Origin of the sequence: Streptomyces sp. NPDC048565 (genome assembly GCF_040650935.1) — a bacterium.
GTDB lineage: Bacteria > Actinomycetota > Actinomycetes > Streptomycetales > Streptomycetaceae > Streptomyces.
The window spans coordinates 24742-47767 of sequence record NZ_JBEZIH010000038.1 but is presented as its reverse complement, the minus strand read 5'-3'; the positions used below and the strand labels follow the sequence as shown (position 1 = coordinate 47767).

Here is a 23026-nt window from a genome sequence, read left to right as displayed (position 1 = left end):
GCCGTACGTGGACCCGGACGCCAGGAAGCCCGGCCCTTCGCGGGGGCCGGGCTTCCTGGTTCGGGCTGTACGGGCTACGCCGCGTGCACCACGTCACGCTCCTCGGCGAAGTGGCACGCCGACTCGTGCGCGGCCGGCGTGTCCGAGGTCTTGAAGCGCTCGGGGATCGCCAGCAGCGGCATCTCCGTGGCGCACTTGTCCTCGGCCTTCCAGCACCGGGTGCGGAAGCGGCAGCCCGACGGCGGGTTCGCCGGCGACGGGACGTCGCCCGAGAGGATGATCCGCTCGCGACCGTCACGGGCGTCCGGGTCCGGCACGGGGACCGCCGAGAGCAGCGCCTGGGTGTAGGGGTGCGTCGGGTGGTCGTAGATCTGCGTGTCCGAACCGATCTCGGCCATCTTGCCGAGGTACATCACACCGACCCGGTCCGAGATGTGCCGGACGATCGACAGGTCGTGCGCGATGAAGAGGTAGGAGAGGTTGAACTCGTCCTGGAGCTTCTCCATCAGGTTGATGACCTGTGCCTGCACCGACACGTCGAGCGCGGAGACCGGCTCGTCGCAGATGATGATCTCCGGGTTGAGCGCGAGGCCGCGGGCGATCCCGATGCGCTGGCGCTGGCCGCCGGAGAACTGGTGCGGATAGCGGTTGATGTACTCCGGGTTCAGACCGACGACGTCCAGCAGGTCCTGGACCTTGCGGCGCCGCTCACCCTTCGGGGCCGCCTCGGGGTGGATCTCGAAGGTCTCCCCGATGATGTCGCCGACCGTCATACGCGGGTTCAGCGAGGTGTACGGGTCCTGGAACACCATCTGGATGTTGCGGCGCACGGCCTTCAGCGCACGCCCGGACAGCTTGGTGATGTCCTGGCCCTTGTAGAAGACCTCACCGGCGGTGGCCCGCTCCAGCGTCATCAGGAGCTTGGCGACCGTGGACTTGCCGCAGCCGGACTCGCCCACGATGCCGAGGGTCTCGCCCTGGTAGAGGTCGAACGAGATCCCGTCCACGGCCTTGACCGCGCCGACCTGCTTCTTGAACAGGATGCCCTGGGTCAGCGGGAAGTGCTTGACCAGGTTGCGCACCTGGAGGATCGGCTCACCCTGGGACACCGGGGCGTCCAGGGCGGCCACGGTCTCCGACTCGGTGGCCGCGTCGACCGTCTCCACTTCGGTGACGTTCGGGGTGGCGTCCACGGACTCCTTGCGGATGTCAGCCATGGAGCGTCTCCTTCCAGAAGTGGCAGGCGCTGTGGCGTCCGACCAGTTCGCTACCGTCCGTACCCGTCACCGGCAGCAGCGGCGGGACGTCCGTACGGCAGATGTCCTGCGCCACCGTGCAGCGCGGGTTGAAAGCACAGCCGGACGGCACGTGCAGCAGGTTGGGCGGCAGGCCCTTGATCGCGTAGAGCTCCTGGCCCTTCTGGTCCAGGCGCGGGATCGACTCCAGCAGGCCCTTGGTGTACGGGTGCGCGGGGCGCTTGTAGATCTCGTGGACCGGAGCGGTCTCGACGATCCGGCCCGCGTACATCACGGCGATCTTGTCAGCGACGTCGGCGACCACACCCAGGTCGTGCGTGATCAGGATCAGGCCCATGTTGAAGTCGCGCTGGAGCTCCGCGAGCAGGTCCATGACCTGCGCCTGGACGGTCACGTCGAGCGCCGTGGTGGGCTCGTCCGCGATGATCAGGTCGGGCTCCAGGGCCAGCGCCATCGCGATCATGATGCGCTGGCGCATACCGCCGGAGAACATGTGCGGGTAGTCGCCGACCCGCTCCTTGGCCGCCGGGATGCGCACGCGGTCCATCAGCTCGATGGCCTTGGCCTTGGCCTCCTTCCTGGAGAGACCCTGGTGCACGCGGAACATCTCGCCGAGCTGATAACCCACGGAGAGAACCGGGTTCAGCGAGGAGAGCGCGTCCTGGAAGATCATGGCGATCTTCTGGCCGCGGATCTGCCGGCGCTCCTCGTTGGACATCTTGAGCATGTCCTGGCCGCGGAAGCGGACCTCACCCTGCGGGATACTCCCCGGGGGCATGTCCAGGATGCCCATGATCGCCTGAGCGGTCACGGACTTTCCCGAACCGGACTCGCCGAGCACGGCGAGGGTCTCGCCCGCGCTGACGTCGTAGTTGACCCCGTTGACGGCTTTGACCACGCCGTCACGGGTATGGAACTCCACGTGCAGATCGCGGACTTCGAGCAGCGGGCCGCTCTCGTCGTTCGAACCACGCGGAGCAGGAACATCCGCCGTCTTGTCGATGATGGTCATGTACGCCTCCCTCAGCGCAGCTTGGGATCGAGGGCGTTGCGTACCGCATCGCCGAGCATGATGAACGCCAGGACGGTGATCGACACCATGACCGACGGAATGATCAGGACGAACGCGGCGTTACGCAGCTGCTCCTGGCCGGAGGAGATGTCGACACCCCACGACACGGTCGGCTCGGCGAGTCCGATGCCCAGGAAGGACAGCGAGGCCTCGGCCGAGATGTAACCGCCGAGCGCGATGGTGGCGACCACGATCACCGGGGCCATCGCGTTGGGCAGGATGTGACGGAGCAGGATGCGGCTGGTCGAGGCGCCGAGCGCCTTGGCCGCCATCACGTAGTCCGCCTGCTTGATCGTCAGGACCGAGCCGCGTGCGACACGGGCGATCTGGGTCCACCCGAGAAAGGCCAGAGCCAGGATGACGACCCAGACCTTGCGCTCCTCGAACGACGTCAGGATGACCATCGCGCCGAGGATGAAGGGCACACCGAAGAAGATGTCGGTGACCCGGGACAGGATGGTGTCGATCCAGCCGCCGAAGTAGCCGGCGAGCATGCCCACCACCGCGCCCAGGATCGTGACGAGGACGGTGACGATCACGGCGACCATGATCGAGGCACGGGCGCCGTAGACGACTCGCGCGTAGATCGAGCGACCCTGGACGTCGTAACCGAACCAGTCCTCCTGGAAGAAGTTCCCCCACTTGGGCTTCTGGAGGTAGTGGTTGGCCAGGTCCGCGTAGCGCGGGTCCGCACCGGTGAACAGGCCGGGGAAGACCGCCATCACGATCAGGAAGACGATCAGAATCGCGGAGACGACGAACAGCGGGCTGCGCCGGAGGTCGTGCCAGGCGTCCGACCAGAGACTGCGGGGCTTGCCGACGTTCGGGGTGGCGGAGACCGCGGCCGTGGCCTCCTCGGTCTCGGCCCCGGTGGTTTTCTTGAGCGTCTCAGGCATAACGGATCCTCGGGTCCAGGACCGCGTAGAGCAGGTCGACGAGCAGGCTGGTGGCGAGGTAGACGATGACGATCAGCGTCACGATGCCGACCACGGTGGCCCCCTCGCGGTGCTTGAGCGCGTCGAAGACGGTGAAACCGACGCCCTTGACGTTGAAGATGCCCTCGGTGATGACGGCGCCGCCGAGCAGTGCGCCCAGGTCGGTGCCGAGGAAGGTGACCACCGGGATCATCGAGTTGCGCATCAGGTGGACACCGACGACGCGGCGCCGCGGCAGGCCCTTGGCCACAGCGGTGCGCATGTAGTCGGAGCGCAGGTTCTCCGCCACCGACGTACGGGTCAGTCGCGCCACATAGGCGAGCGACAACGACCCGAGGACGACAGCGGGCAGGAACAACTCGCCCCAGTTCGCTTCCGCGCTCACGTTGGGATCGACCCAGCCGAGCTGGAAGGCGAAGAAGTACTGGCCGAGGAAGCCGAGCACGAACGACGGCACCGAGATGAGCAGCAGCGTCAGCAGGAGCAGTCCGCGGTCGCGGAAGGTGTCGGCCTTCAGGCCGGCGAAGACGCCCATGGTGATACCGACGACGACCGTGAAGATGAAGGCGAACAGCGCCAGTCGTATCGTGACCGGGAACGCTTCCGAGATGATGTCGGCGACCGGTCGCCCGCTGGCGATCTGGGTGCCGAAATCACCCTGGAAGAGACCGGAGAGGTAGTTCCAGTACTGATGCCACAGCGGCAGGTCGAGGCCCAGCTTCTCCTTCATGGCCTGGATCTGTGCCGGGTCGACGGTCTGTTCGCCGGCGAGCGCGCGCACGGGGTCGCCGGGCAGCGCGTACATCATGGCGAAGATCAGCAAGGTTGATCCGAGGAAGACCGGGATCATCTGGAGCAGTCGCCGTGCGACATAACGCCCCATGTTTGCCTCCGAAAGGGATAAAGCAGCCCGAAGGGCCGCTCTCCGGGCACGGAGAGCGGCCCCCCGGGGCCTACTGCCTGTGTGGGCGGCTGATGGCCGAGTGGGGGCCCTCAGGCGAGTGTTACTTCTTGACGGTCACGTCGGTCATGACGTAGTCGCCGCGGTAGTCGATCCCGACGTTCTCCACGGACTTGCCGTAGCCACCGTTGATCTTGTAGTCCCAGAGCGGGATCGCCGGCATCTTCTGGAGAAGCAGCTTCTCCGCGTCCTGGTACGCCTTGATCGAGTCGTCCAGGGTGTCGGCGTTGTCGCCCTTCTTGAAGGCGGCGTCGACGTCCTTGTCCGAGAACCGGCCGTTGTTGGCCTCGGCGGTGGTGCCGTACAGCTCCCGCATGAAGTTGACGTTCAGCGGGTAGTCGGCGACCCAGCCGCCGCGGTACATCGACTTGACCTCGTCGTTGTCACGCGCTTCCAGGTCGGTCTGGAAGTCCGGCTTGGCGTCCGGGATGCAGTCGACCCCGGTGGAGTTGCGGATGGACTCGCAGACAGCGGTCACCCACTCCTTGTGGCCACCGTCGGCGTTGTACTGGATCCAGAGCTTGTTGCCCGGGACGCCACCGTTGTCCTTGACCATCTTCTTGGCCTTGGCCGGGTCGAAGGTGAGCACGTCGGTGTCCAGCTTCTGGTTACCGGCGACGCCCGGAGGCGTGAAGCTGGTGGAGGGCTCGCGGGTGCCGTTGAGGACGGTCTTGGTGATCGTCTCGCGGTCGATACCCATGGACAGACCCTGGATGACCTTCGGGTCGATGTCCTTGAAGGTCTTCGAGTAGAACGTCGGGACGATCGACTGGACGGCCGCGTACGGCTCGTCGATCACACGGTCGCCGAGGTCCGTCTGGTACTTCGGGAGGTCCTTCGGGCCGACCTGGCGGATCATGTCCAGGTTGCCGGAGAGGAGGTCCTGGTACGCGGCCTCGACGGTCGCGTAGTTCTTGAACAGGATGCCCTTGTTCTTGGCCTTGTTCGGACCCTTGTAGTCAGGGTTGGCCTTGACCCGGATGAGCTTCTTGTGGTCCCACTTCTCGAAGGAGTAGGGGCCGTTGCCGACCGGCGCCTGACCGAAGGCCTTGGTGTCCTTGTAGAACACCTCGGGCAGCGGGGCGAAGGTGTAGTAGCCGAGCTTGTACTCGAAGTACGGGACCTGCTTGTCGAGCTCGATCGTGAAGGTGGTGTCGTCCACGGCCTTCAGACCGGACATCTCCTGGCCCTTGGGGTCACCCTTGGCGGGGTGGACGTCCTCGTAGCCCTTGATGTCCTCGAACCAGAAGGCGTTCTGCTGGTTGTTCTTGATGTTGGCGTACCAGTTCCACGCCTTGATGTAGGACTCGGACGTGACCGGGGTGCCGTCGTGGAACTTCCAGCCGGGCTTGAGCTTCACCGTCCACGTCTTGTTGTCGTCCGACTTCACGGACTCCGCGTTCGTGTAGACGATCTCGCCCTTGGAGTCGAACTCGAGCAGCTGGGTGAACAGCGCCTGGACGACGTAGCTCCCGAGCTGCTCGTTGGTGTCGGCCGGGATCAGGGGCTTCTGCGGCTCGCCGACGTCGACGGAGACGTAGCCCGCGGGCTTGCCCTTCTCCGTCGAGGCGCCGCTGTTGCTGTCGTCACTGTCGCCCCCGCCACAGGCGGTCGCGGCCAGGGCGATGATTGCCGCTCCCGCGACCCACTTGGCGCTCTTGGCACCGCGCATGGGTTTCCTCCTCATGAGTCCACTTTTGACTACAAGAGGGGCACTGTAGAGATCCACCGACACCCCTGACGGCGATCGTTTGCAGTGCCCCGAGTGTGCTCGTGAGTCCGCACTCCCCACAGTGCGCCGACCCATTGACCCGAGCTCAATGGAGCCAACTATTAAGTAACACCGGGCTGTAAACCACACTTAAAGGGTATCGGTTTGACAACATCGAGAAGCCGTGGTTGCCCGAAATCCGGACAAAGTGATCCCAGACAGACACCCCCGAAACGGACCGTTAACACATGTTCCGGAGAGCGACGCACGATATACGGACACCTCGGTCGGAAAAAACGGTTGACGAAAGGCCTGGACCCCCACAGTGTCTGCGGGGGTCCAGGCCTCATGTCAATGGCTCGTTCTGGCCGTTCGCGTGCCCAGGCGTGCCGTACGCGCCAGGTCAGCCGTTCTTCGCGCGCGAGGCCGAGCGGCCGCGCTGCTTCTGGTCCAGGACGACCTTACGGATGCGCACGGTCTCCGGGGTCACCTCGATGCACTCGTCGTCGCGGCAGAACTCCAGGGACTGCTCCAGCGACAGCTTGCGGGCCGGCACCACGTTCTCCGTGGTGTCCGCGGACGCCGCACGCATGTTGGTGAGCTTCTTCTCCTTGGTGATGTTCACGTCCATGTCGTCGGCGCGCGAGTTCTCGCCGATGATCATGCCCTCGTAGACCTCCGTGGTGGCCTCCGTGAAGATGACACCGCGCTCCTGGAGGTTGACCATCGCGAACGGCGTCACGACGCCCGCACGGTCCGCCACCAGCGAGCCGTTGTGACGGGTGCGCAGCTCGCCGAACCACGGCTCGTGGCCCTCGAAGATGGAGTGCGCGATACCCGTGCCACGGGTCTGGGTCAGGAACTCCGTACGGAAGCCGATGAGGCCGCGGGAGGGCACGATCCACTCCATGCGGACCCAGCCCGAACCGTGGTTCGTCATCGTCTCCATACGGCCCTTACGGGTCGCCATGAGCTGCGTGATGGCGCCGAGGTGCTCCTCGGGGCAGTCGATGGTCATGCGCTCGATCGGCTCGTGCGTCTTGCCGTCGATCTGCTTGGTGACGACCTCCGGCTTTCCGACCGTCAGCTCGAAGCCCTCGCGGCGCATCTGCTCGACCAGGATGGCGAGCGCCAGCTCACCACGGCCCTGCACCTCCCAGGCGTCGGGGCGCTCGGTGTCCAGGACACGGAGCGAGACGTTACCGACCAGCTCGCGGTCCAGACGGTCCTTGATCTGCCGGGCGGTGACCTTGTGACCCTTGCCGCCCTTGCCGACGAGCGGCGAGGTGTTGGCGCCGATGGTCATCGAGATGGCCGGCTCGTCCACCGTGATCAGCGGCAGCGCGATCGGGTTCTCGGGGTCGGCCAGGGTCTCGCCGATCATGATGTCCGGGATACCGGCGATGGCGCAGATGTCGCCGGGGCCCGCCTTCTCGGCGGGCTTACGGGTGAGCGCCTCGGTCATCAGCAGCTCGGTGATGCGCACGTTGGACTGCGTACCGTCGCGCTTGATCCAGGTGACCGTCTGGCCCTTGCGCAGCTCGCCCTGCTCGACGCGGCACAGCGCGATACGGCCGAGGAAGTTGTCGGCGTCCAGGTTGGTGACGTGGGCCTGGAGCGGGGCGTCCTCGTCGTACTCGGGCGCGGGAACCGCGGACAGGATCGTGCTGAAGAACGGCTCCAGGCTGTCGCTGTCCTGCGGGACGGTGCCGTCCTCGGGCTTGGTCAGCGAGGCGACGCCGTCACGGGCGCACGCGTAGACGATGGGGAACTCGATCTGGTCCTCGTCGGCGTCGAGGTCCAGGAAGAGGTCGTAGGTCTCGTCGACGATCTCGGCGATCCGGGAGTCGGGACGGTCCGTCTTGTTCACACAGAGGATGACCGGCAGCTTGGCGTCGAGCGCCTTGCGGAGCACGAAGCGCGTCTGCGGGAGCGGCCCCTCGGAGGCGTCCACGAGCAGGACGACCGCGTCCACCATCGACAGACCGCGCTCGACCTCGCCGCCGAAGTCGGCGTGACCGGGGGTGTCGATGATGTTGATGGTGATGACGTCGCCGCCATCCTTCGGGTGGTACTTCACGGCCGTGTTCTTGGCCAGGATCGTGATGCCCTTCTCACGCTCCAGGTCGTTCGAGTCCATCATGCGTTCGTCGAGGTTCTCGGCGGCGTGGGCAGCGAAGGCGCCCGCCTGCTTGAGCATGGCGTCGACCAGCGTGGTCTTGCCGTGGTCGACGTGGGCGACGATGGCTACGTTACGGATGTCGTGGCGCGTGGGCATGGGTGGCTTGCGCTTCTCTCGGATCGTGGGATCAGGCGTCTCAGTCGGTCTCGAGTCCTCGTACGCCCGCCGGGCGGCACGCCACGGCTAGGTCAATGGTACGGGCCCGATGGGTCCTGGGCTTCCCGGCCCGATCCCCAGGGCGGGGAAGCGACAAGGATTCGCCCGGTATTTTGCCGGTATTACGCCATCGTCCAGCCGGTGAACGGCTGGACGGCAAGGGGGTGTGGGAGGACGAGCGGCCCGGGTCTGGGCAGACACCACCTTGCCCGCCGGGGACTCCGGCGGGCAAGGGACTTGAGCTGTATCTGAGCTTTGAATGTGGCCTTGACCTGCTACTTCTTCCGATTCGCGGGGGAACCTGCCGCTTGTGCCCCGGTGAATCCGATGTCCTCGTAGCGGGGTGCGGCGAAGCCGAAGGCGCCGATGTTCGCCAGTTTCTTGTCGACGGCGACCAACTGTGGCCTCTGATACAGCGGAATCGATCCCGCCGCGGCCCAGATCCGGGCGTCGGCCTGCTTCAGGAGGTCCCTGGAGGCGTTGGCGTCGAGCTCGGAGACCGCCCGGTCGAACAGCTGGTCGATGTGGTCCGAGCCGACCCGGGTGTAGTTCTGCTCGACGAGCAGCGAGCCGTCGGTGGCGGGCTCGGGCTTGGCGAAGATCGGCCGGCCGTCGGTCGCCGGGTAGGCGGTGGCGGGCCAGGAGTACAGCGCCATGTCGTAGTCGCCCGAGGCGATGTGGTCCTTGAAGTAGCTCTCGTCGTCGACCTTGGTGATCTGTGTGCTGATGCCGATCGAGTCCAGCATCGCGGCGATCTTCTCCCCGACGGTGCGCAGCGGCTGCGATCCGGGGCCCGAGGGCAGGACGAAGCGGAGGGTCAGCGGCTTGCCGGCCTTGCCGAGACGCGCCCTGGCCGCTGCGGGGGCCGGTGCGGGCGTGCCGGCGGGGGCGTAGGCGCCTGCTGCGGCGCCGCCCGGCTTGTCCTGGCCGGTGACTCCGGCGCCGTCGTCGGGGCGGTCACCCGGCTTGTCGTCGCCGACGATGTACAGCCCCTCGTCGCGCGAGGCCTTGTCGTCCTCCTCGGCGTCCTTCTTCTCGGCCGCCTTCTTCTCCCCGGCCTTCTTGTCGGCCGCCTTGTCCTCGGCCTTCTCGTCGTCGGCCTTCTTGTCGGCCGCCTTGTCCTCGGCCTTCTCGTCGTCGGCCTTCTTGTCCGCCTCGCTGCCCGCCTTGGTGTCCGCGGCCTCGCGGGCGCCGCCCGGCGTCCATCCGGCGTCGGCCAGCAGCGCCTGCGCCTCCTTGGGGTCCTGGTCACCGAGCGCGCCGCTGCCGTCCTTGTACCCGGGCTGCCCGGCCAGGGCGAGGTGGCTGCCGGGCGGCTGCGCGGGCAGGCCGAGCGGCTTCAGCACCGCGTCGGCGAGCTCCTGGCGGTCCAGGGTGCGGGCGATGGCGCGCCGTACCCGGTCGTCGGAGAGGGGCCCGGACTCACCGTTCAGCGCGAGCTGTGTGTAGGCGGGCTCAAGGGACTTGCGTACGGCGAAACCGCGCAGCGCCTTCTGCTCGGCGGCGTACACCGCGACGGCCTTCCGGTTCTTTTCGCGTGCGGCCTGCGCCGCCTCGGCCGCGTCCTCGTCCGAGCCGTGGGCCACGGCCCAGGACCGCAGGGCGGCGGCCGGGGTGATGTCGGCTCCCGGGCCGTGGGCGGGCGGCTGGCCGTTCCCGCTGCTGTAGCGGGCCGCCTGGGCGACGCTGTTCGCCGTCGGGGCGTCGATGTCGGCGATGTCCACCGTGCCGTCGGTCAGCGCGTCGGTGCGGTCCTTGGGGTCGACGGCGCGGAAGACCAGGGACTTCAGCTTGGCCTCGTTGCCCCACCAGCGCGGGTTCCGGTCGAGCACGACCGTCCCCTTGTCCTTGTTGACACTGCGCAGCCTGAACGGTCCCGCGGTGTTCTTCAGGGTGGCCCTGGCGCCGTCGTTGAAGGTGCCGGGCGAACCGGTCACCTCCTTCGGGTACAGCGGCGAGAAGAGCGAGCGCCAGTCCGCGTACGGCTTCGCGAAGGTGACCCGGACCTGGAGGTCGTCCTTGCCGCGTTCGATCTTCTCGATCCGCTCGTAGCCCGCGTTGCGCGCGGTCCAGAAGGCCGAGTCCTTGCCGCTCAGGGCGCGCCACTGGGCGACGAAGTCGGGGGCCCCGATCTCCCGGCCGTCGCTCCACACGGCCTGCTGGTTGAGCTTGTAGAGGACGACCTGCCTGGGCTCCTGCTCGATGACCTTCGCCGACTCCAGATAGTCGGGGTTGAGCTTGGGCTCCCCGCGCGCGTCCAGCGGGAAGAGGGAGGGGAGCAGGGCGCCGGTGATGCGGCTGGTGGCCTGGTCGGCGTCGGCCTGGAAGGCGTTGAGGGTGGCGGGGACCGCGTCGATCGCCCAGTTGAGGGTGGAGCCGTCGGCCACCCGGTCCCGGGAGACCGGGGCGATGTCCTGCGGGACGGCCACCGCGGTGGGTCCGTCACTGTCCGAGCTGCAGCCCGCCAGCGCCGGGATCGTGAGCACACCTGTCGCCAGGAGCGCGACCGAGCGGCGCTTTCGGGCCGTCCCGCGTGGGACGCCGAGGTGGGCCATGGCTGATACCTCCGGGGCCGGCCCGGTCCATCCCGTACCGGAATGGGCCGGATGATGCTTTCTGGTGGCATTTGCAGTTGATCAGACTGATTCGCTTATCCACTGAAAGCACCTGCACGCGCGGGAGGGAGGCAGACACGGCCGGCAGGGCGGCAGAAGTCACCCGTGCGGCCCCTGCGGCCGGGACGGACAGGACGGCCCGGCCACGGTCGGTCAGCCCAGGAGCTTGACGATCGCCTCGGCGGTGTCGGTCTCGCCGAGCCTCGGGAAGATCTTCTCGATGCTGTTGCGGTGGGCCTCGGCGTCCATGTCGGTGACGGCGTCCGTGGCGACGGTGACGTGGTAGCCGTGCTCGTGCGCCGCTCGGGCGGTGGACTCGACGCCGATGCTGGTGGCGACTCCGGTGACCACGACCTGCGTGATGCCGCGGCGGCGCAGTTCGAGGTCGAGCGCGGTGCCGTGGAAGGCGCCCCACTGCTGCTTGGTGATGACGATGTCGCTGTCGAGCGGACCCAGCTCGGGCACGATCTCGGCCCAGTCCGCTGCGGGCTTGCCGGCGGGGGCGCGACCCTCGTTGCGCCCGGGGGCGCCGCCTGTCACACGGACAAGGAAGACCGGGAGGTCCTTGGCGCGGAAGGCGTCGGCGAGGGTCACCGAGCGGGCGACGACGGCCGCGGTCGGGTGGGCGGTCGGGAGGCCGACGATGCCCTTCTGCAGGTCGACGACGACGAGTGCGGTCCGGGGGTCCAGGACGGTGGCGGTCATGTGCGTGCTCCTTGTTGCTGTTGCTGTTGCTGTTGCTGTTGCTGGTGCTGGTGCCGCTGCTGCTGTGCGGCGTGCGGACGGGTTCAGGTGCGGGCGCGCAGGGCGCGGTCGGTGAGGGTCAGGACGGTCAGCAGGACGGCCAGGACGACGGAGACCGCCGCCATGAGGTGCAGTCCCGAGTCGCTCGCCGCGTCGGCGTAGGCCAGGGCGATCAGGCTGGACGCCGTGATGGCCCCGATGTACTGGGCGGTGCGCTGGAGCCCGGCGGCGGCCCCGATGTTCCCGGGGGGCGCGTAGGCCTGGACGGCCGCCTGGTTGCTCGTGCCGATGAGTCCCTGCGGGACGCCGAAGCACGCTCCGGCGAGCAGCAGGACGGCGAGCGGGGTGTCGCCGGAGAGGAACACCAGGATTCCGGCGCCGACGGTGAGCAGGAGACACGCCACCGTCAGCGGGGCGCGAAGGCCCTTCGTCCGGGCACCGACCAGCGAACAGACGAGTGCGGTGACCGACATCGGCAGCATCAGCAGCCCGGCGTGCCCCGCGGAGAAGCCGCGGGCCTCCTCGAGCCACTGCGTGTAGCCGTACATGACGCAGTAGATCAGCAGATAGCTGAGGCCGTGGCGTGCGTACGTGCGCGCCAGGGGGCCGTTGCCCGCGAGCATTCTGATGTCTATGAACGGCTGCGGAGTGCGCAGCTGCCAGCGCACCAGGACCGCCGTCAGCACCGCGAAGGGGGCGAGCAGCCACCACTGCGGGTGGGCGAGGTCGAGCAGGAAGAAGACCAGCACCGTCAGCGCGGTGGTGAACAGGCCGATGCCCAGCGGGTCGAGCGAGAGCTTCGGCGTGCTTCCGTCGGCGGCCCGCTCGCGCGGCGGGTCGGCCGGGACCCAGAGCAGCGCGGCGCCGAAGGCGAGCAGCGCGACCGGCACGTTGACCGCGAAGATGCCGCGCCAGCCGACGAGCGACACGAGCAGCCCGCCGAGCGCGGGGCCGACGGCGGCGCTGCCCAGGGCGGCGAAGGAGAGCCTGGCGAGCACGGGGCGCGGAGTGGGGCGGCCGAGGCGTCGCGACTCGTCGCGCAGGACGGCCATGGCGGCCGGGTAGGCGGCCGACGTGCCGATGCCGAGCAGCAACCGGGAGACGATCAGCGTGCCGAAGCCGGGGGCCAGCGTGCCGACAAGACCGGACACGACCACGACGATCAGGCCGGCCAGGAAGACCCTGCGCGGGCCGAGGGTGTCGGCGAGCTTGCCGAGTACCGGCTGGGCGACGGCGCTGGCGAGGTAGAGGACGGAGATCAGCCAGGCGGTGTCGGCGGCGCCGATGGCGAAGGTGTGCCCGATGGACACCAGGGCCGTGGAGATCATCGTGGTGTTGAGCGGGTTGAGCAGGGAGCCCATCAGCAGTGGTGCGGTGAGCCGCGCGCTGAATCCGGGGCGGGGTCCTGCCCCTGGCCCTGCCGCAGCCCCCGGTCCGGCGGGCAGGGCTGCGGGCCCGGGTTGCACCGGCGGCACGCCGGTGGGTAGGGCCCTCATGTCACGGGTCACTTGTCGACCAGACGGGCGATGAGGTCGACGGCCTCGGCGAGCGTACGGCGCTCCGCTCCGTCCAGTTCGCCGGTGATCGCGTCGGCCAGCCAGCCGCGCTTGGCGGCCCGCACCGAGGCCAGAACAGCGCTCCCCCGCTCCGTGACCGACACGACCGACTTGCGGCCGTCCGCCGGATCGGGGGCGCGGGTGACGCATCCCTGACTCTCCAGCGCGCCGAGGGTCAGCCGCATCGACTGGGGGCGCACCAGCTCGGCCCTGGCCAGCGCCGCCGTGGTGGCCGGACCGCCGTCCTCAAGCCTGGCGAGGACCGAGCGCTGGGAGGGGGTGAGCAGACTGTCCGCCGATGAGCTCCGCAGCCGCCTGAGCAGACGGCCGACCACGGCCGCGAGATCCGTCGCCACGCGCTCGGCCGTCGGGTCGACGGGGCCTTGCGGGGCTGTGCTCCCGGGATTCTCGGATGTTCCGGACATGCTCTCCACGCTAAAGATGGACAGGGCATCTTGCAAGGAAGCCTGTCTATTGTTCGGCAAAGTCGGCGGAGAGCGGGCGGGGGCGGACCGCGAGGCCGAGATGAGGCTCACCGGGCAGGTCCGCTGCTGCCCGCCGACGGAGCCGCGATCCAGGCATCGCGACCTCCGACGACACCCGCCGCGTCGCCTACTACGCGGGCGCGCTGGACGAGGTGACCGCCGCGATCGAGAACGGGCTGAACGTCCAGGGCTACCTGGCCTGGAGTGGCTGGGCGCCCTCGGCCGCACCCGCGAGCAGCCCCGCGCCACCGCCGGCTGAGACCGGCCCGGGCCCGCCCCACCGCCGGCTGAGACCGGCCCAGGAACAGGGACCGCCCGAACGGTCCCTGCGGACCTGGAGCCGTCGCCACCTGACCGGGCGACGGCTTCCGACCGCCCCGCACCGCCCCGCCCATAACCACCGGCGCCGGGTCGCGGGTGGCTATGGGCGGACATAGCCTCCGAAATGTGACGCCGCCCGCGAGCCGTACCGGGATGTCCCGGCCCTCGATACCCGGCAGGGTCCTCGTCGCCGCCCTGGCAGCGGCGCTCTGGATCGCCCTGCCGGGCGATAGGGGCACCGCCCGGGCCGACGACCCCATCACGCTGTCACGTGAAGGGCAGGTCACCGACACGGTGGACGCGCTCGGTGACCGCGAGCGGCAGACCGAAGCCGCCCTCGACCGCTTGTTCGACGCGCATCAGGTCCAGCTGTACGTGGCGTACGTCCGTGACTTCTCCGGCCGGGGCGCCCGGACCTGGGCCGACGAGACCGCGAACCGCAACGGCCTCGGCCAGGACGACGTGCTGCTGGCCGTGGCCACGCACGACCGGCAGTACGCCTGCTCCGTCGACCGGGGAGCACGCCTCACCGACGCCCAGCTCCGGGACGTGGCGAACACGGCGATCGGGCCGGCCCTCCGGCAGAACGACTGGGCCGGAGCCGCGATCGGCGCCGCCGACGGCTACGCCGCTGTGCTCTCGGGCGACCCGGTCCCAACGCCGGCCGTCACCTCTGGCGTCGCGGATCCCGGGAGCGGTTCCGGCGGCCCCGGCGGCTCGTCCGCCGGTCTGATCCTGCCCCTGGCGCTCGTCGTCGTGGCGGGCACCGTCGCCGTCTTCACCTTCGCCAGGCGCAGACGGCGCACGGTCACGCGTACGACTCCGGCGGCTCCCGCCGCGGGCGGCGGGAGGACGAGCTGCGCGCCGGGTCGTCGGGGGCCGAGGCCGACAGGTTCGACAACCTCGCCGAGGTGGCGCTGGGGCGCCGGCTGCGTGCGGAGCAGGAGGCGCAGACCGCAGAGCCCACGATCGCCTCGCGGACGGTGGTGATGGACAAGCTGAAGTCGGGCCTCGACTCCCGGTTCGAGCAGCTGGACAGCCTCGGGGAGAGCGCGGAGATCGAGGCCAGGCTCGCCGCTCCGAAGTCCGCTTCGTGACGGGGTGCGCTTCATGACGGAGATGCGCTTCGTGACGGGGTGCGCTTCATGACGGGGGTGCGCCCCGTCAGTACATGCTCAGCAGCTGCTCCACGGAGAGCTCGGGGGCGGGCGCTCCGTCGGGCAGCGCCAGCTCGAACCAGACCGTCTTGCCGCGCGGGGTGCGCCGCGAGCCCCAGGCCGCGCTGAGCAGCCCGACCAGTTGCAGCCCGCGCCCGCCCTCGTCGGTGTCGCGTGCGCGCCGGCGCCTCGGCTGGACGAGGCCCGCGTCCCACACCTCGCAGACGAGCGTACGGTCGCGGAGCAGCCTGAGCCTGATCTCACCCTCGCCGTAGCGCAGGGCGTTGGTGACGAGCTCGCTGACGAGCAGTTCGGTGGTGTCCACCAGGTCGTCCAGGTCCCAGGCGGTGAGCTGATCACGGGCCAGCTCACGGGCGCGGGCCACCGAGCGGAGCTCACGCGGCAGCCGCCAGTCGCCGACCGCGTCCGGGGCGAGCCCCTGGATACGGGCCATCAGCAGGGCGATGTCGTCCTCGCCGTGCCGGGTGTCGAGGGTACTCAGCACGTGGTCGCAGACGTCTTCGAGGGGGTGCGAGGGATCGGCGAGCGCCTCCCTGAAGGCGTCGAGGCCCTCGTCGAGCGGATGGTCGCGGGACTCTACGAGCCCATCGGTGTACAGGGCGAGGAGGGCACCCTCCTTGAGCTCCACCTCGACCTCCTCGAAGGGTTCGCCGCCGACGCCGAGCGGCATCCCCGGCGGTACGTCCAGGAGCAGGGCCGGCTCGCCGGGTTCGGCCACCACCGGGGGCAGATGACCTGCGTTGGCGAAGGTGCAGCGCCGGGTGACCGGGTCGTACACCGCGTACACGCAGGTCGCCAGATACACCTCGGAGAGGTCCGCCTCGCGTGACTTGTGGGCGACGCGCGAGGGCCACTGGGCGCCGCCGCCCCCGCCGAAGCCGTCGCTCCGCTCGCCGCCGCCCGGGGTGCCGAGGCCACGGGCCACCTCGTCGAGGGCGGAGAGCACCTCGGCGGGTTCCAGGTCCAGAAGGGCCAGCGTGCGTACTGCGGTGCGCAGTTCACCCATGGCGACGGCGGCCCGCAGCCCACGGCCCATCACATCGCCGACGACCAGGGCCGTGCGGTGACCGGGGAGTTCGATCACGTCGAACCAGTCGCCGCCGACCTCCGTGGCCGTGTTGCCCGGAAGGTAGCGGCAGGCGATGTCCAGACCCGCCGCCTCGGGGTCGCCGGGCGGGAGCAGGCTGCGCTGGAGGATGAGCGCCCGCTCGTGCTCCCGGCGGTAGAGGCGGGCGTTGTCGATGCAGACCGCGGCGCGGGCGGCGAGCTCGGTGGCCAGCGCCCGGTCCCGCTCGCCGAAGGACTCGCTGCCCTTGGTACGGGAGAACTGGACGAGGCCGACGACGACGTCGTGCGCGACCATCGGAACGGCGAGGGTGGAGTGGACGAAGCCGCGTTCGTCGCCGGGCACGGCCTCGACGCGGCCGGTGCGCAGGGCGACGGCGCAGGGCGAGTGGAACGGGTAGCGGTGCACCGAGCCGAGCTCGGGCGGCCCGGTGTCCCCGTCGGCCTCCGCACCGCTCCCCGCACCGCCGGAGAGGACACCGGGCAGGGCGTCGGACACGGCGCTGGCGTGGGCGACCCTGCGCAGCTCCGCCGATCCGGTGCCGGACTCCTGGTGGTGCCCGCCCCAGCTGGCGGGCGAGGCCTCCTCGCCGGTGAGCAGTCCCTGGTAGAGGTCGACGGTCGCGAGGTCGCAGAAGCCGGGCACGGCGACGTCGAGCAGTTCCCTGGCGGTGGTCTCCAGGTCGAGGGAGTTGCCGATGCGTGCGCTGGCCTCGTTGAGCAGGGCGAGATTGCGTCGGGCGCTGGCCGCCTCGCGGGCGGCGATGTGCCGTTGGGTGACGTCGGTGGCAAGTCCGGCGATGCCGACGGGGCGCCCGCCGCCGCTGTGCACCCGGTAGAGGTTCATGGACCAGTGGCGCCGGGCCGTGGTGCCGGGCGGGGTGCCGACGAGTTGGAGGTCGGTGACGGAGTCACCGGTCTCCAGGACGCGCTTGAGCGTGCCGGTGAGGCGTTCGGCCTCCGGGCGGGGCAGGTAGTCGTCCACCGTGCGGCCGCGGTGGTCGTCGGCCTCGCCGCCGAAGACGGTGGCGAACCGCTTGTTGGCCCGCACGACGGTGAAGTCCGTACCGAAGAGGACGAAGCCGAAGGGAGATTGGCCGAAAATCGCCTGCGAGGCGGCGAGATCGGTCTCCACACGGCGCAGGGCTCCGACATCGACGGCGATACAGAGCGCGGCGCGCTCACCCGTCTCCGTCTCGCTCGGCATGACATAGATCTCGGCGAGTCCGCGGACCGCGTTCTCGCCCGGCATCCGGAACGGGACGAGGCCCGTCCACTCCTTGCCGTCCAGGATCTCGCCGACCCGCCTGTGGGCGTCCGGGCGCAGCTCGGCGGGCATGAACGCCTCCACCGGGTCCTTGCCCACGACCTCGGCCGAGGCCATGCCGAAGAGACTCGCGGCGCGCCTGCTCCACTGCTCGATCAGCCCGTCGGGCCCGATCGAGAACGACGCGACCCTGATGTGGTCATATATCGAGCCGGGCGGACTGCTCTGCCACATGACGTCGCCCGCCGTCCCAGGTATCTCGCTCACGCGACCGTCCCCTCCAGCTCACACACCGGACCGGTCCTGCCCGCAGTATTCAGCACTACGGGCCTCACCGGCACGGCGTTCACGATCACAGCACGGTCTCAGTCCCTTTCAGCCAGGTCCTGAGGGCCTCCGGTGATCGCCTCTGCCGTCCCCTCCCACTCCTAACCAGGCAGAGCGAGCTCGAACCACACGGTCTTGCCCCTCTTTCCGCGCCGGGTGCCCCAGCTACGCGCGGAACAAGCCACGAGCTGCAGTCCACGCCCGCTCTCGTCCTCGGTTCCGGCCGTGCGTTCGGTGGGCGGATCCGGAAGCGGATCGGAGACTTCCACCAGCAGACCCCGTCCACCGGCGCCCGTACCGGGCTCCTCACCGTCGGGATGCGGCCACCTCACCCGGACACCGATGGGTCCGGAGGCATAGCGCAGGGAATTGGTCACCAGCTCACTGACGAGCAGTACGGCGACGTCGCCCACCGCCGCGTCGAACGCCCATTGGTGCAGTGCGTCACGGACCGCGTGCCTGGCGCTGCGCACGGAGCCCGGCACAGCCGGAAAGCTCCACTCGGCACAATCGCCTTCGGTCTCGGTCACGCCGATCACTTCCCGGGGACGGCAGCGGGGGCGCGCCCCGTTCAAAGGGCCTGATCGGCACATACCCGACGCAGGACGCAAACTACCGCAGACAGTACTTCTTGGGGCGTACGGGTGTACAACACTCCCGGGTGCGACGCCCCGGGGCCCACACCCACGCCCGTGTCCGAGGCCATGGTCCGACGGTGTCCACGCTCAGTCCAGCTCGCCCGACGCCTTGAGGTCGTCGAAGAGCAGCTGGTCGACCGGTGGGACCAGGGGCCGGTCGGCGTAGGAGAACCAGGCCGTCTCCTCGATCTCGCTGCTGGCGGCCAGTGTGCCCCGGTAGTCCCCGGTGTAGCAGCTCATCCGCACGACAGCGGCGTCCGGCAGACCCGCATCCTGGGCCTCGTACGTGCCCACGTGCGCCACGGTGGCGGGCAGGAGAGCCACCGTCAGCTCCTCCTCGACCTCGCGCAGCAGGGTCTCCAGGTCGCTCTCCGCACCCTCCCGCTTTCCGCCGGGGATGTAGAAGACGCTCTTGCCCCGGGGCCGCGCGCAGAGAATCCTCCCGCCTTCCACCCGCACCCACGCCACCGTGTCGATCAATGCCGGCATGTCCTGCTCTCGCTCACTCGCTCGCTCCGGAGGGGCGCCGCGGCGGCCGCAGGGGGCCGCCCGCCCACGCGGACGGCCCGGGCTACCGCCCTAAGGCCGCGCACTCCGGCTCGTTCGCTCCACCCAGTAGAGCTGCTTGTGCCCATGACGGTCCAGACCGTCCGCGATCTTCTGTGCCTCGGCCTGCGTCGCATAGCGTCCGACGCGATATCTGTTGCCGTTGTCGTCCTGTCTGATGACCAGCCAGGGGAGCACGGCGCCACTGTCCGTCATGACGCCCCTCCCCAGCATTCCGCCCCTCTTCCCACCGGCGTGCACGTCTCTAAGGATCCCCAGGAAACCGCAGTACGCATATGCCCGAGCGTACGCCTGACCTTCACTCAGCGGATGCGTGTTTACACAAAGAGACACGCATCCGGCCATACCGAAGGGGGCGCACTCTCCCGAATGCGCCCCCTTCCGGCCATCGGACGGCCTTCCTGGCGCCACAGGCGCCCGGCCTGCCACCCCGCCCGCCCCGACGGCTACTTGACCGGCAGGTGGTAGGCGATCCGGTAGCGGTCGGAGGGGACGACCACATCGGCCGTCTCCACCGCCAGTCCCGAGGCGTAGTACGTACGCCCGATCACCATCACGACATGGCCCGGGACCCCGCCGAGCGCCAGGAGCTCCTCAGCGAGCCCCGGACGCGCGCCGACCTCCTCCACCACGTTGTCCACGACGAGGTCGATCGCCGCCATGCGCTCGACGACCCCGCAGCCACCCAGCGGGCCCTCCTCGGGCAGCATCACCGGCGTACGCCCCGTGACGGCCAGGGGCTCCCAGGACGTGGACAGCATCATCGGCTCGCCCGCCTCCCGGAAGACGTACCGCGTGCGCATCACCCGGTCCCCCGGCTCGACCCCGAGCCGCTCGGCGATCTCGGCGCTCGCGCCCTCCTGCTCGCTGCGGGACTCCCAGGTCCCCTGCGTCCCGTCCGCAGTCTGTTCCTGACGGAACGGGCTGGCTCCCGCCTGCGGCCGGTAGCCGGAGCGTGCGATCGGGCGCAGGACCGGTCGCGCCCGCACATAGGTCCCCGAGCCGGACCGGCCCTCGACGAGCCCCTCGGCCATGAGTACCTTGCGCGCCTCCAGTGCGACGGTGTCCGAGACGCCGTACTCCTCACGGATACGGGCCTGCGACGGCAGCCGCGTATGGGGCGGCAGCGCGCCGTTGACGATCTTCTCCCTGAGATCGCTCGCCACGCGCAGATAGGCGGGCTGCTCACCGAAAGCCACAGGCCACTCCCAACAGGTTGACAGACAGCAACAGAGTCGCAACCGTCGGTTGAGTACCGCAAGCACAGGCCATGGTTTCACTCGAAGTGATGATTTCCCGTCCACCAGCGCATACCTGCTCCCGTGCCGCGCGCCGCTACCACATGGGCGCCACCCTCCTCCCTACCTTCGGGGAGTGAGAACCAAGCGCATCTCTCTTGTCGCGCCGTTGATCGCGGGCGCGTTGACCCTCCCCCTGCCGCCCCTCTCCTACGCCGCCGGGCACGCACCGTCCCCCGTGTGCGGCAGGCCGGACGCGAAGCCCGACGCGTCGTGGGCACCCGCCTCCACCACCTTCGGCGAGGCCGCGGGGTACGACCCCTACGTCGGCAACGGCTACCTGGGCCACCGCGTGCCCGCCGCCGGCGCCGGATACGCCGCCACCGGCGAGAAGACGGGCTGGCCGCTCTACACCCCGCGCTACGACGGCGCGTTCGTCTCCGGGCTCTACGCCCGCGACAAGGACCTCGCCGACGGTCGCGAGGTGATCGCCGCGCTGCCTTCCTGGACCACCCTCGATGTGCGCGTCGGCTCCGAGACGTACGGCTCCGGCACCCCGGCCGGCCGTGTCTCCCACTATCGCCAGACCCTCCACCTGCGGTGCGGCACCGTCGTCACCTCCCTGCGCTGGACCACCGCCGACGGTCGCGCGACCGACCTCACCTACGAGGTGCTGGCCGACCGTTCCGACGCGCACACCGGCGCCGTACGCCTGCGGATGACCCCGCACTGGAGCGGCACCGCGACGGTGACGGGCCGGCTGGACGAGCGCGGGGCGCGCCGGGTCACGGTCGCCGACGACGGCACGTTCCGGACGCTCGGCACGGGCACGGAAGGGGCGATCGTCCAACGGGGCACCGACGGCGCCCGTACCACCCGGGTCAGGGCCGGCCGCTCGTACACCTTCGAGAAGTACGTGGGCGTCGACACCTCGCTCACCTCCCGTACCCCGCTCGCCTCCGCGACCGCGGCGGCCGACCGCGCGGCCGAGCGCGGCTGGTCGGGGGTCGTGGCCGACAACGCGGCGGCCTGGCGCAGCGCCTGGGCCGCCGACGTGAGGACCCCGGGCAGCCCGGACCTTCAGGCCTGGCTGCGGGCCACGCAGTACGGGCTGCTCGCCAACACCAGGACCGGATCGTCGGACAGCATCGCCCCGGCCGGGCTGACCAGCGACAACTACGCGGGCATGGTCTTCTGGGACGCCGAGACCTGGATGTACCCGGGGCTGCTCGCCACCCGCCCCGACCTGGCACGCTCCGTCGTCGAGTACCGCTACCGCACCCGCGCCGCCGCCCGCGCGAACGCCGAGAAGCTGGGCTACAAGGGGCTGTTCTACCCCTGGACGAGCGCGAGCGAGGGGCGCCTCGACTCCGAGTGCCAGAGCTGGGACCCGCCGCACTGCCTCACCCAGAACCACCTCCAGGGCGACATCGCGCTCGCCGTCTGGCAGTACTACCTGGCCACCGGTGACCGCGCCTGGCTGGCCGACCGGGGCTGGCCGCTGCTGAAGGGCATCGCCGACTTCTGGCAGTCGCGCGCCACGGCCAACGCCGACGGCAGCTACTCGGTGAAGAACGTCGCGGGCCCCGACGAGTACAGCAACGGCGTCACCGACGGCGTCTTCACCAACGCGGTCGCCGCCACCTCCCTGCGCGACGCCACCCGCGCCGCCGCGCTCCTCGGCCACCCCGCGCCCGCAGGCTGGACCCGGGTCGCCGACAAGCTGCGCATCCCGTACGACGCCGAGCGCAAACTGTTCCTCCAGTACGCCGGTTACAACGACACGACGATCAAGCAGGCCGACACGGTGCTGCTGATCTACCCGCTGGAGTGGCCGATGGAGGAGGGCGCCGCCGCCGCGACCCTCGACCACTACGCCGCGCTCACCGACCCGGACGGTCCCGCGATGACCGACTCGGTGCACGCGATCGACGCCGCCGCGATCGGGGAGCCGGGCTGCGCCACGTACACGTATCTCCAGCGCGCCGTACGCCCGTTCGTCCGCGGCCCGTACAACCTCTTCTCCGAGGCGCGGGGCGAGAAGTCCGGCGCCGAGGACCCGCTCTCGGGCTTCCCCGCCGAGGACTTCCTCACCGGGAAGGGCGGCTTCCTCCAGGTCTTCACGCACGGCCTGACGGGACTCAGGCTGCGCGAGGACGGCGTACGCCTCGACCCGCTCCTGCCGCCGCAGCTCCGCGAGGGAGTGGAGCTGACGGGGCTGCGCTACCGGGGCCGTACGTACGACGTCTCCGTCGGCCCGCGCACGACCACGGTCCGGCTGACGGACGGCGCACCCTTCACCGTCCACACCCCGGCCGGCCCGCGCCGCCTCTCCGGCACCCTCACGCTCCCCACCCGCCGCCCCGACCTCACCCCGACGTCCGACGCGGCCCGCTGCCGCCCCGCCACGGCCGACTCCGAGGCACCCGGCCTGTACGCCGAGGCGGCGGTGGACGGCAGCCCCTCGACGTCCTGGTCGCCGGACGGTGCGACGGGCACGCTGACGGTGCCCCTGCGCCACGTCACCCGGATCGCCTCGCTCACCCCCCGCTGGACGGACATCGCACCGGCCTCCCACACCCTGGAGACCTCCCTGGACGGCCGCACCTGGCGCCCGTACGAACCGGGCGCCGTGGCCCGCCGGGTCAGGCTTACGGTGCACTCGGCGGACGCGGAGAAGCCGACGGGAGTGAGCGAACTGGCCGTCACCGAACGCGAGTAGGCGTCGGCCGGAGTGCTGGCATGCGGCGCT

The 23026-nt window shown here is 69.9% G+C and carries 16 protein-coding genes and 3 pseudogenes; 4 read left to right on the top strand and 15 right to left on the bottom strand.

Annotated elements, in window-relative coordinates; translation table 11 throughout:
• Positions 1-74: 74 nt before the first annotated feature.
• The 10 genes from AB0C75_RS33185 to AB0C75_RS33140 all read right to left on the bottom strand — a co-directional run bounded on the left by AB0C75_RS33185 (position 75) and on the right by AB0C75_RS33140 (position 13613).
• Entirely contained in the window at positions 75-1217 is a 1143-nt protein-coding gene (locus AB0C75_RS33185) for a dipeptide ABC transporter ATP-binding protein (RefSeq protein ID WP_362895815.1), read from the bottom strand.
• Complete coding sequence (locus tag AB0C75_RS33180) at positions 1210-2268, bottom strand: ABC transporter ATP-binding protein (RefSeq protein ID WP_362895813.1); 1059 nt, start codon at positions 2266-2268, stop codon at positions 1210-1212. Before AB0C75_RS33180 ends, AB0C75_RS33185 begins: the two co-directional genes overlap by 8 nt.
• Positions 2269-2279: 11 nt before the next feature.
• Positions 2280-3224 carry an ABC transporter permease gene (locus AB0C75_RS33175; RefSeq protein ID WP_362895811.1) on the bottom strand — a complete coding sequence of 315 codons (945 nt, stop codon included), beginning with the start codon at positions 3222-3224 and terminating at the stop codon, positions 2280-2282.
• Positions 3217-4146 carry an ABC transporter permease gene (locus tag AB0C75_RS33170; RefSeq protein WP_362895809.1) on the bottom strand — a complete coding sequence of 310 codons (930 nt, stop codon included), beginning with the start codon at positions 4144-4146 and terminating at the stop codon, positions 3217-3219. The genes AB0C75_RS33175 and AB0C75_RS33170 overlap by 8 nt, the downstream gene beginning before the upstream one ends.
• A gap of 121 nt (positions 4147-4267) precedes the next feature.
• On the bottom strand, positions 4268-5896 hold the full coding sequence (locus tag AB0C75_RS33165) for an ABC transporter substrate-binding protein (protein ID WP_362895807.1): 1629 nt from the start codon (positions 5894-5896) through the stop codon (positions 4268-4270).
• A 442-nt stretch (positions 5897-6338) separates the two neighbouring features.
• Positions 6339-8213 carry a translational GTPase TypA gene (typA, locus tag AB0C75_RS33160; RefSeq protein ID WP_362895805.1) on the bottom strand — a complete coding sequence of 625 codons (1875 nt, stop codon included), beginning with the start codon at positions 8211-8213 and terminating at the stop codon, positions 6339-6341.
• A 335-nt stretch (positions 8214-8548) separates the two neighbouring features.
• Complete coding sequence (locus AB0C75_RS33155) at positions 8549-10828, bottom strand: ABC transporter family substrate-binding protein (protein ID WP_362895803.1); 2280 nt, start codon at positions 10826-10828, stop codon at positions 8549-8551.
• Positions 10829-11041: 213 nt separating this feature from the next.
• On the bottom strand, positions 11042-11593 hold the full coding sequence (locus AB0C75_RS33150; protein ID WP_362895801.1) for an isochorismatase family protein: 552 nt from the start codon (positions 11591-11593) through the stop codon (positions 11042-11044).
• Between the two features lie 83 nt (positions 11594-11676).
• Positions 11677-13128, bottom strand: a complete 1452-nt coding sequence (locus AB0C75_RS33145; protein ID WP_362895799.1) for an MFS transporter — start codon at positions 13126-13128, stop codon at positions 11677-11679.
• Between the two features lie 8 nt (positions 13129-13136).
• Positions 13137-13613, bottom strand: a complete 477-nt coding sequence (locus AB0C75_RS33140; RefSeq protein WP_362895797.1) for a MarR family winged helix-turn-helix transcriptional regulator — start codon at positions 13611-13613, stop codon at positions 13137-13139.
• 146 nt (positions 13614-13759) lie between these two features.
• On the opposite strand from AB0C75_RS33140, the pseudogene AB0C75_RS33135 reads away from it, so the two are divergent.
• The 3 pseudogenes from AB0C75_RS33135 to AB0C75_RS33125 form a co-directional block, all read left to right on the top strand.
• A pseudogene (locus AB0C75_RS33135) lies at positions 13760-13932 on the top strand (family 1 glycosylhydrolase); the annotation flags it as partial.
• A gap of 215 nt (positions 13933-14147) precedes the next feature.
• A pseudogene (locus AB0C75_RS33130) lies at positions 14148-14825 on the top strand (TPM domain-containing protein); the annotation flags it as partial.
• A gap of 11 nt (positions 14826-14836) precedes the next feature.
• Positions 14837-15010, top strand: a pseudogene (locus AB0C75_RS33125) (PspA/IM30 family protein); the annotation flags it as partial.
• Between the two features lie 148 nt (positions 15011-15158).
• Here AB0C75_RS33125 and AB0C75_RS33120 read toward each other — a convergent pair.
• The 5 genes from AB0C75_RS33120 to AB0C75_RS33100 form a co-directional block, all read right to left on the bottom strand.
• Positions 15159-17738 (bottom strand): SpoIIE family protein phosphatase, encoded by a 2580-nt coding sequence (locus AB0C75_RS33120; RefSeq protein WP_362895848.1) that lies wholly within the window; start codon positions 17736-17738, stop codon positions 15159-15161.
• 194 nt (positions 17739-17932) lie between these two features.
• A complete protein-coding gene (locus AB0C75_RS33115) occupies positions 17933-18370 on the bottom strand; it encodes an ATP-binding protein (RefSeq protein WP_362895795.1) in 438 nt (145 codons plus the stop codon).
• Positions 18371-18556: 186 nt separating this feature from the next.
• Positions 18557-18958, bottom strand: a complete 402-nt coding sequence (locus AB0C75_RS33110) for an NUDIX domain-containing protein (RefSeq protein WP_362895793.1) — start codon at positions 18956-18958, stop codon at positions 18557-18559.
• A gap of 90 nt (positions 18959-19048) precedes the next feature.
• Positions 19049-19231, bottom strand: a complete 183-nt coding sequence (locus tag AB0C75_RS33105; RefSeq protein WP_362895791.1) for an SPOR domain-containing protein — start codon at positions 19229-19231, stop codon at positions 19049-19051.
• Positions 19232-19482: 251 nt separating this feature from the next.
• Positions 19483-20235: a GntR family transcriptional regulator gene (locus tag AB0C75_RS33100; RefSeq protein ID WP_362895789.1), complete on the bottom strand. Its 753-nt coding sequence runs from the start codon at positions 20233-20235 to the stop codon at positions 19483-19485.
• A 175-nt stretch (positions 20236-20410) separates the two neighbouring features.
• Between AB0C75_RS33100 and AB0C75_RS33095 the strand changes: the two genes are divergently transcribed.
• Complete coding sequence (locus AB0C75_RS33095; RefSeq protein WP_362895787.1) at positions 20411-22996, top strand: glycosyl hydrolase family 65 protein; 2586 nt, start codon at positions 20411-20413, stop codon at positions 22994-22996.
• Positions 22997-23026 lie beyond the last annotated feature (30 nt).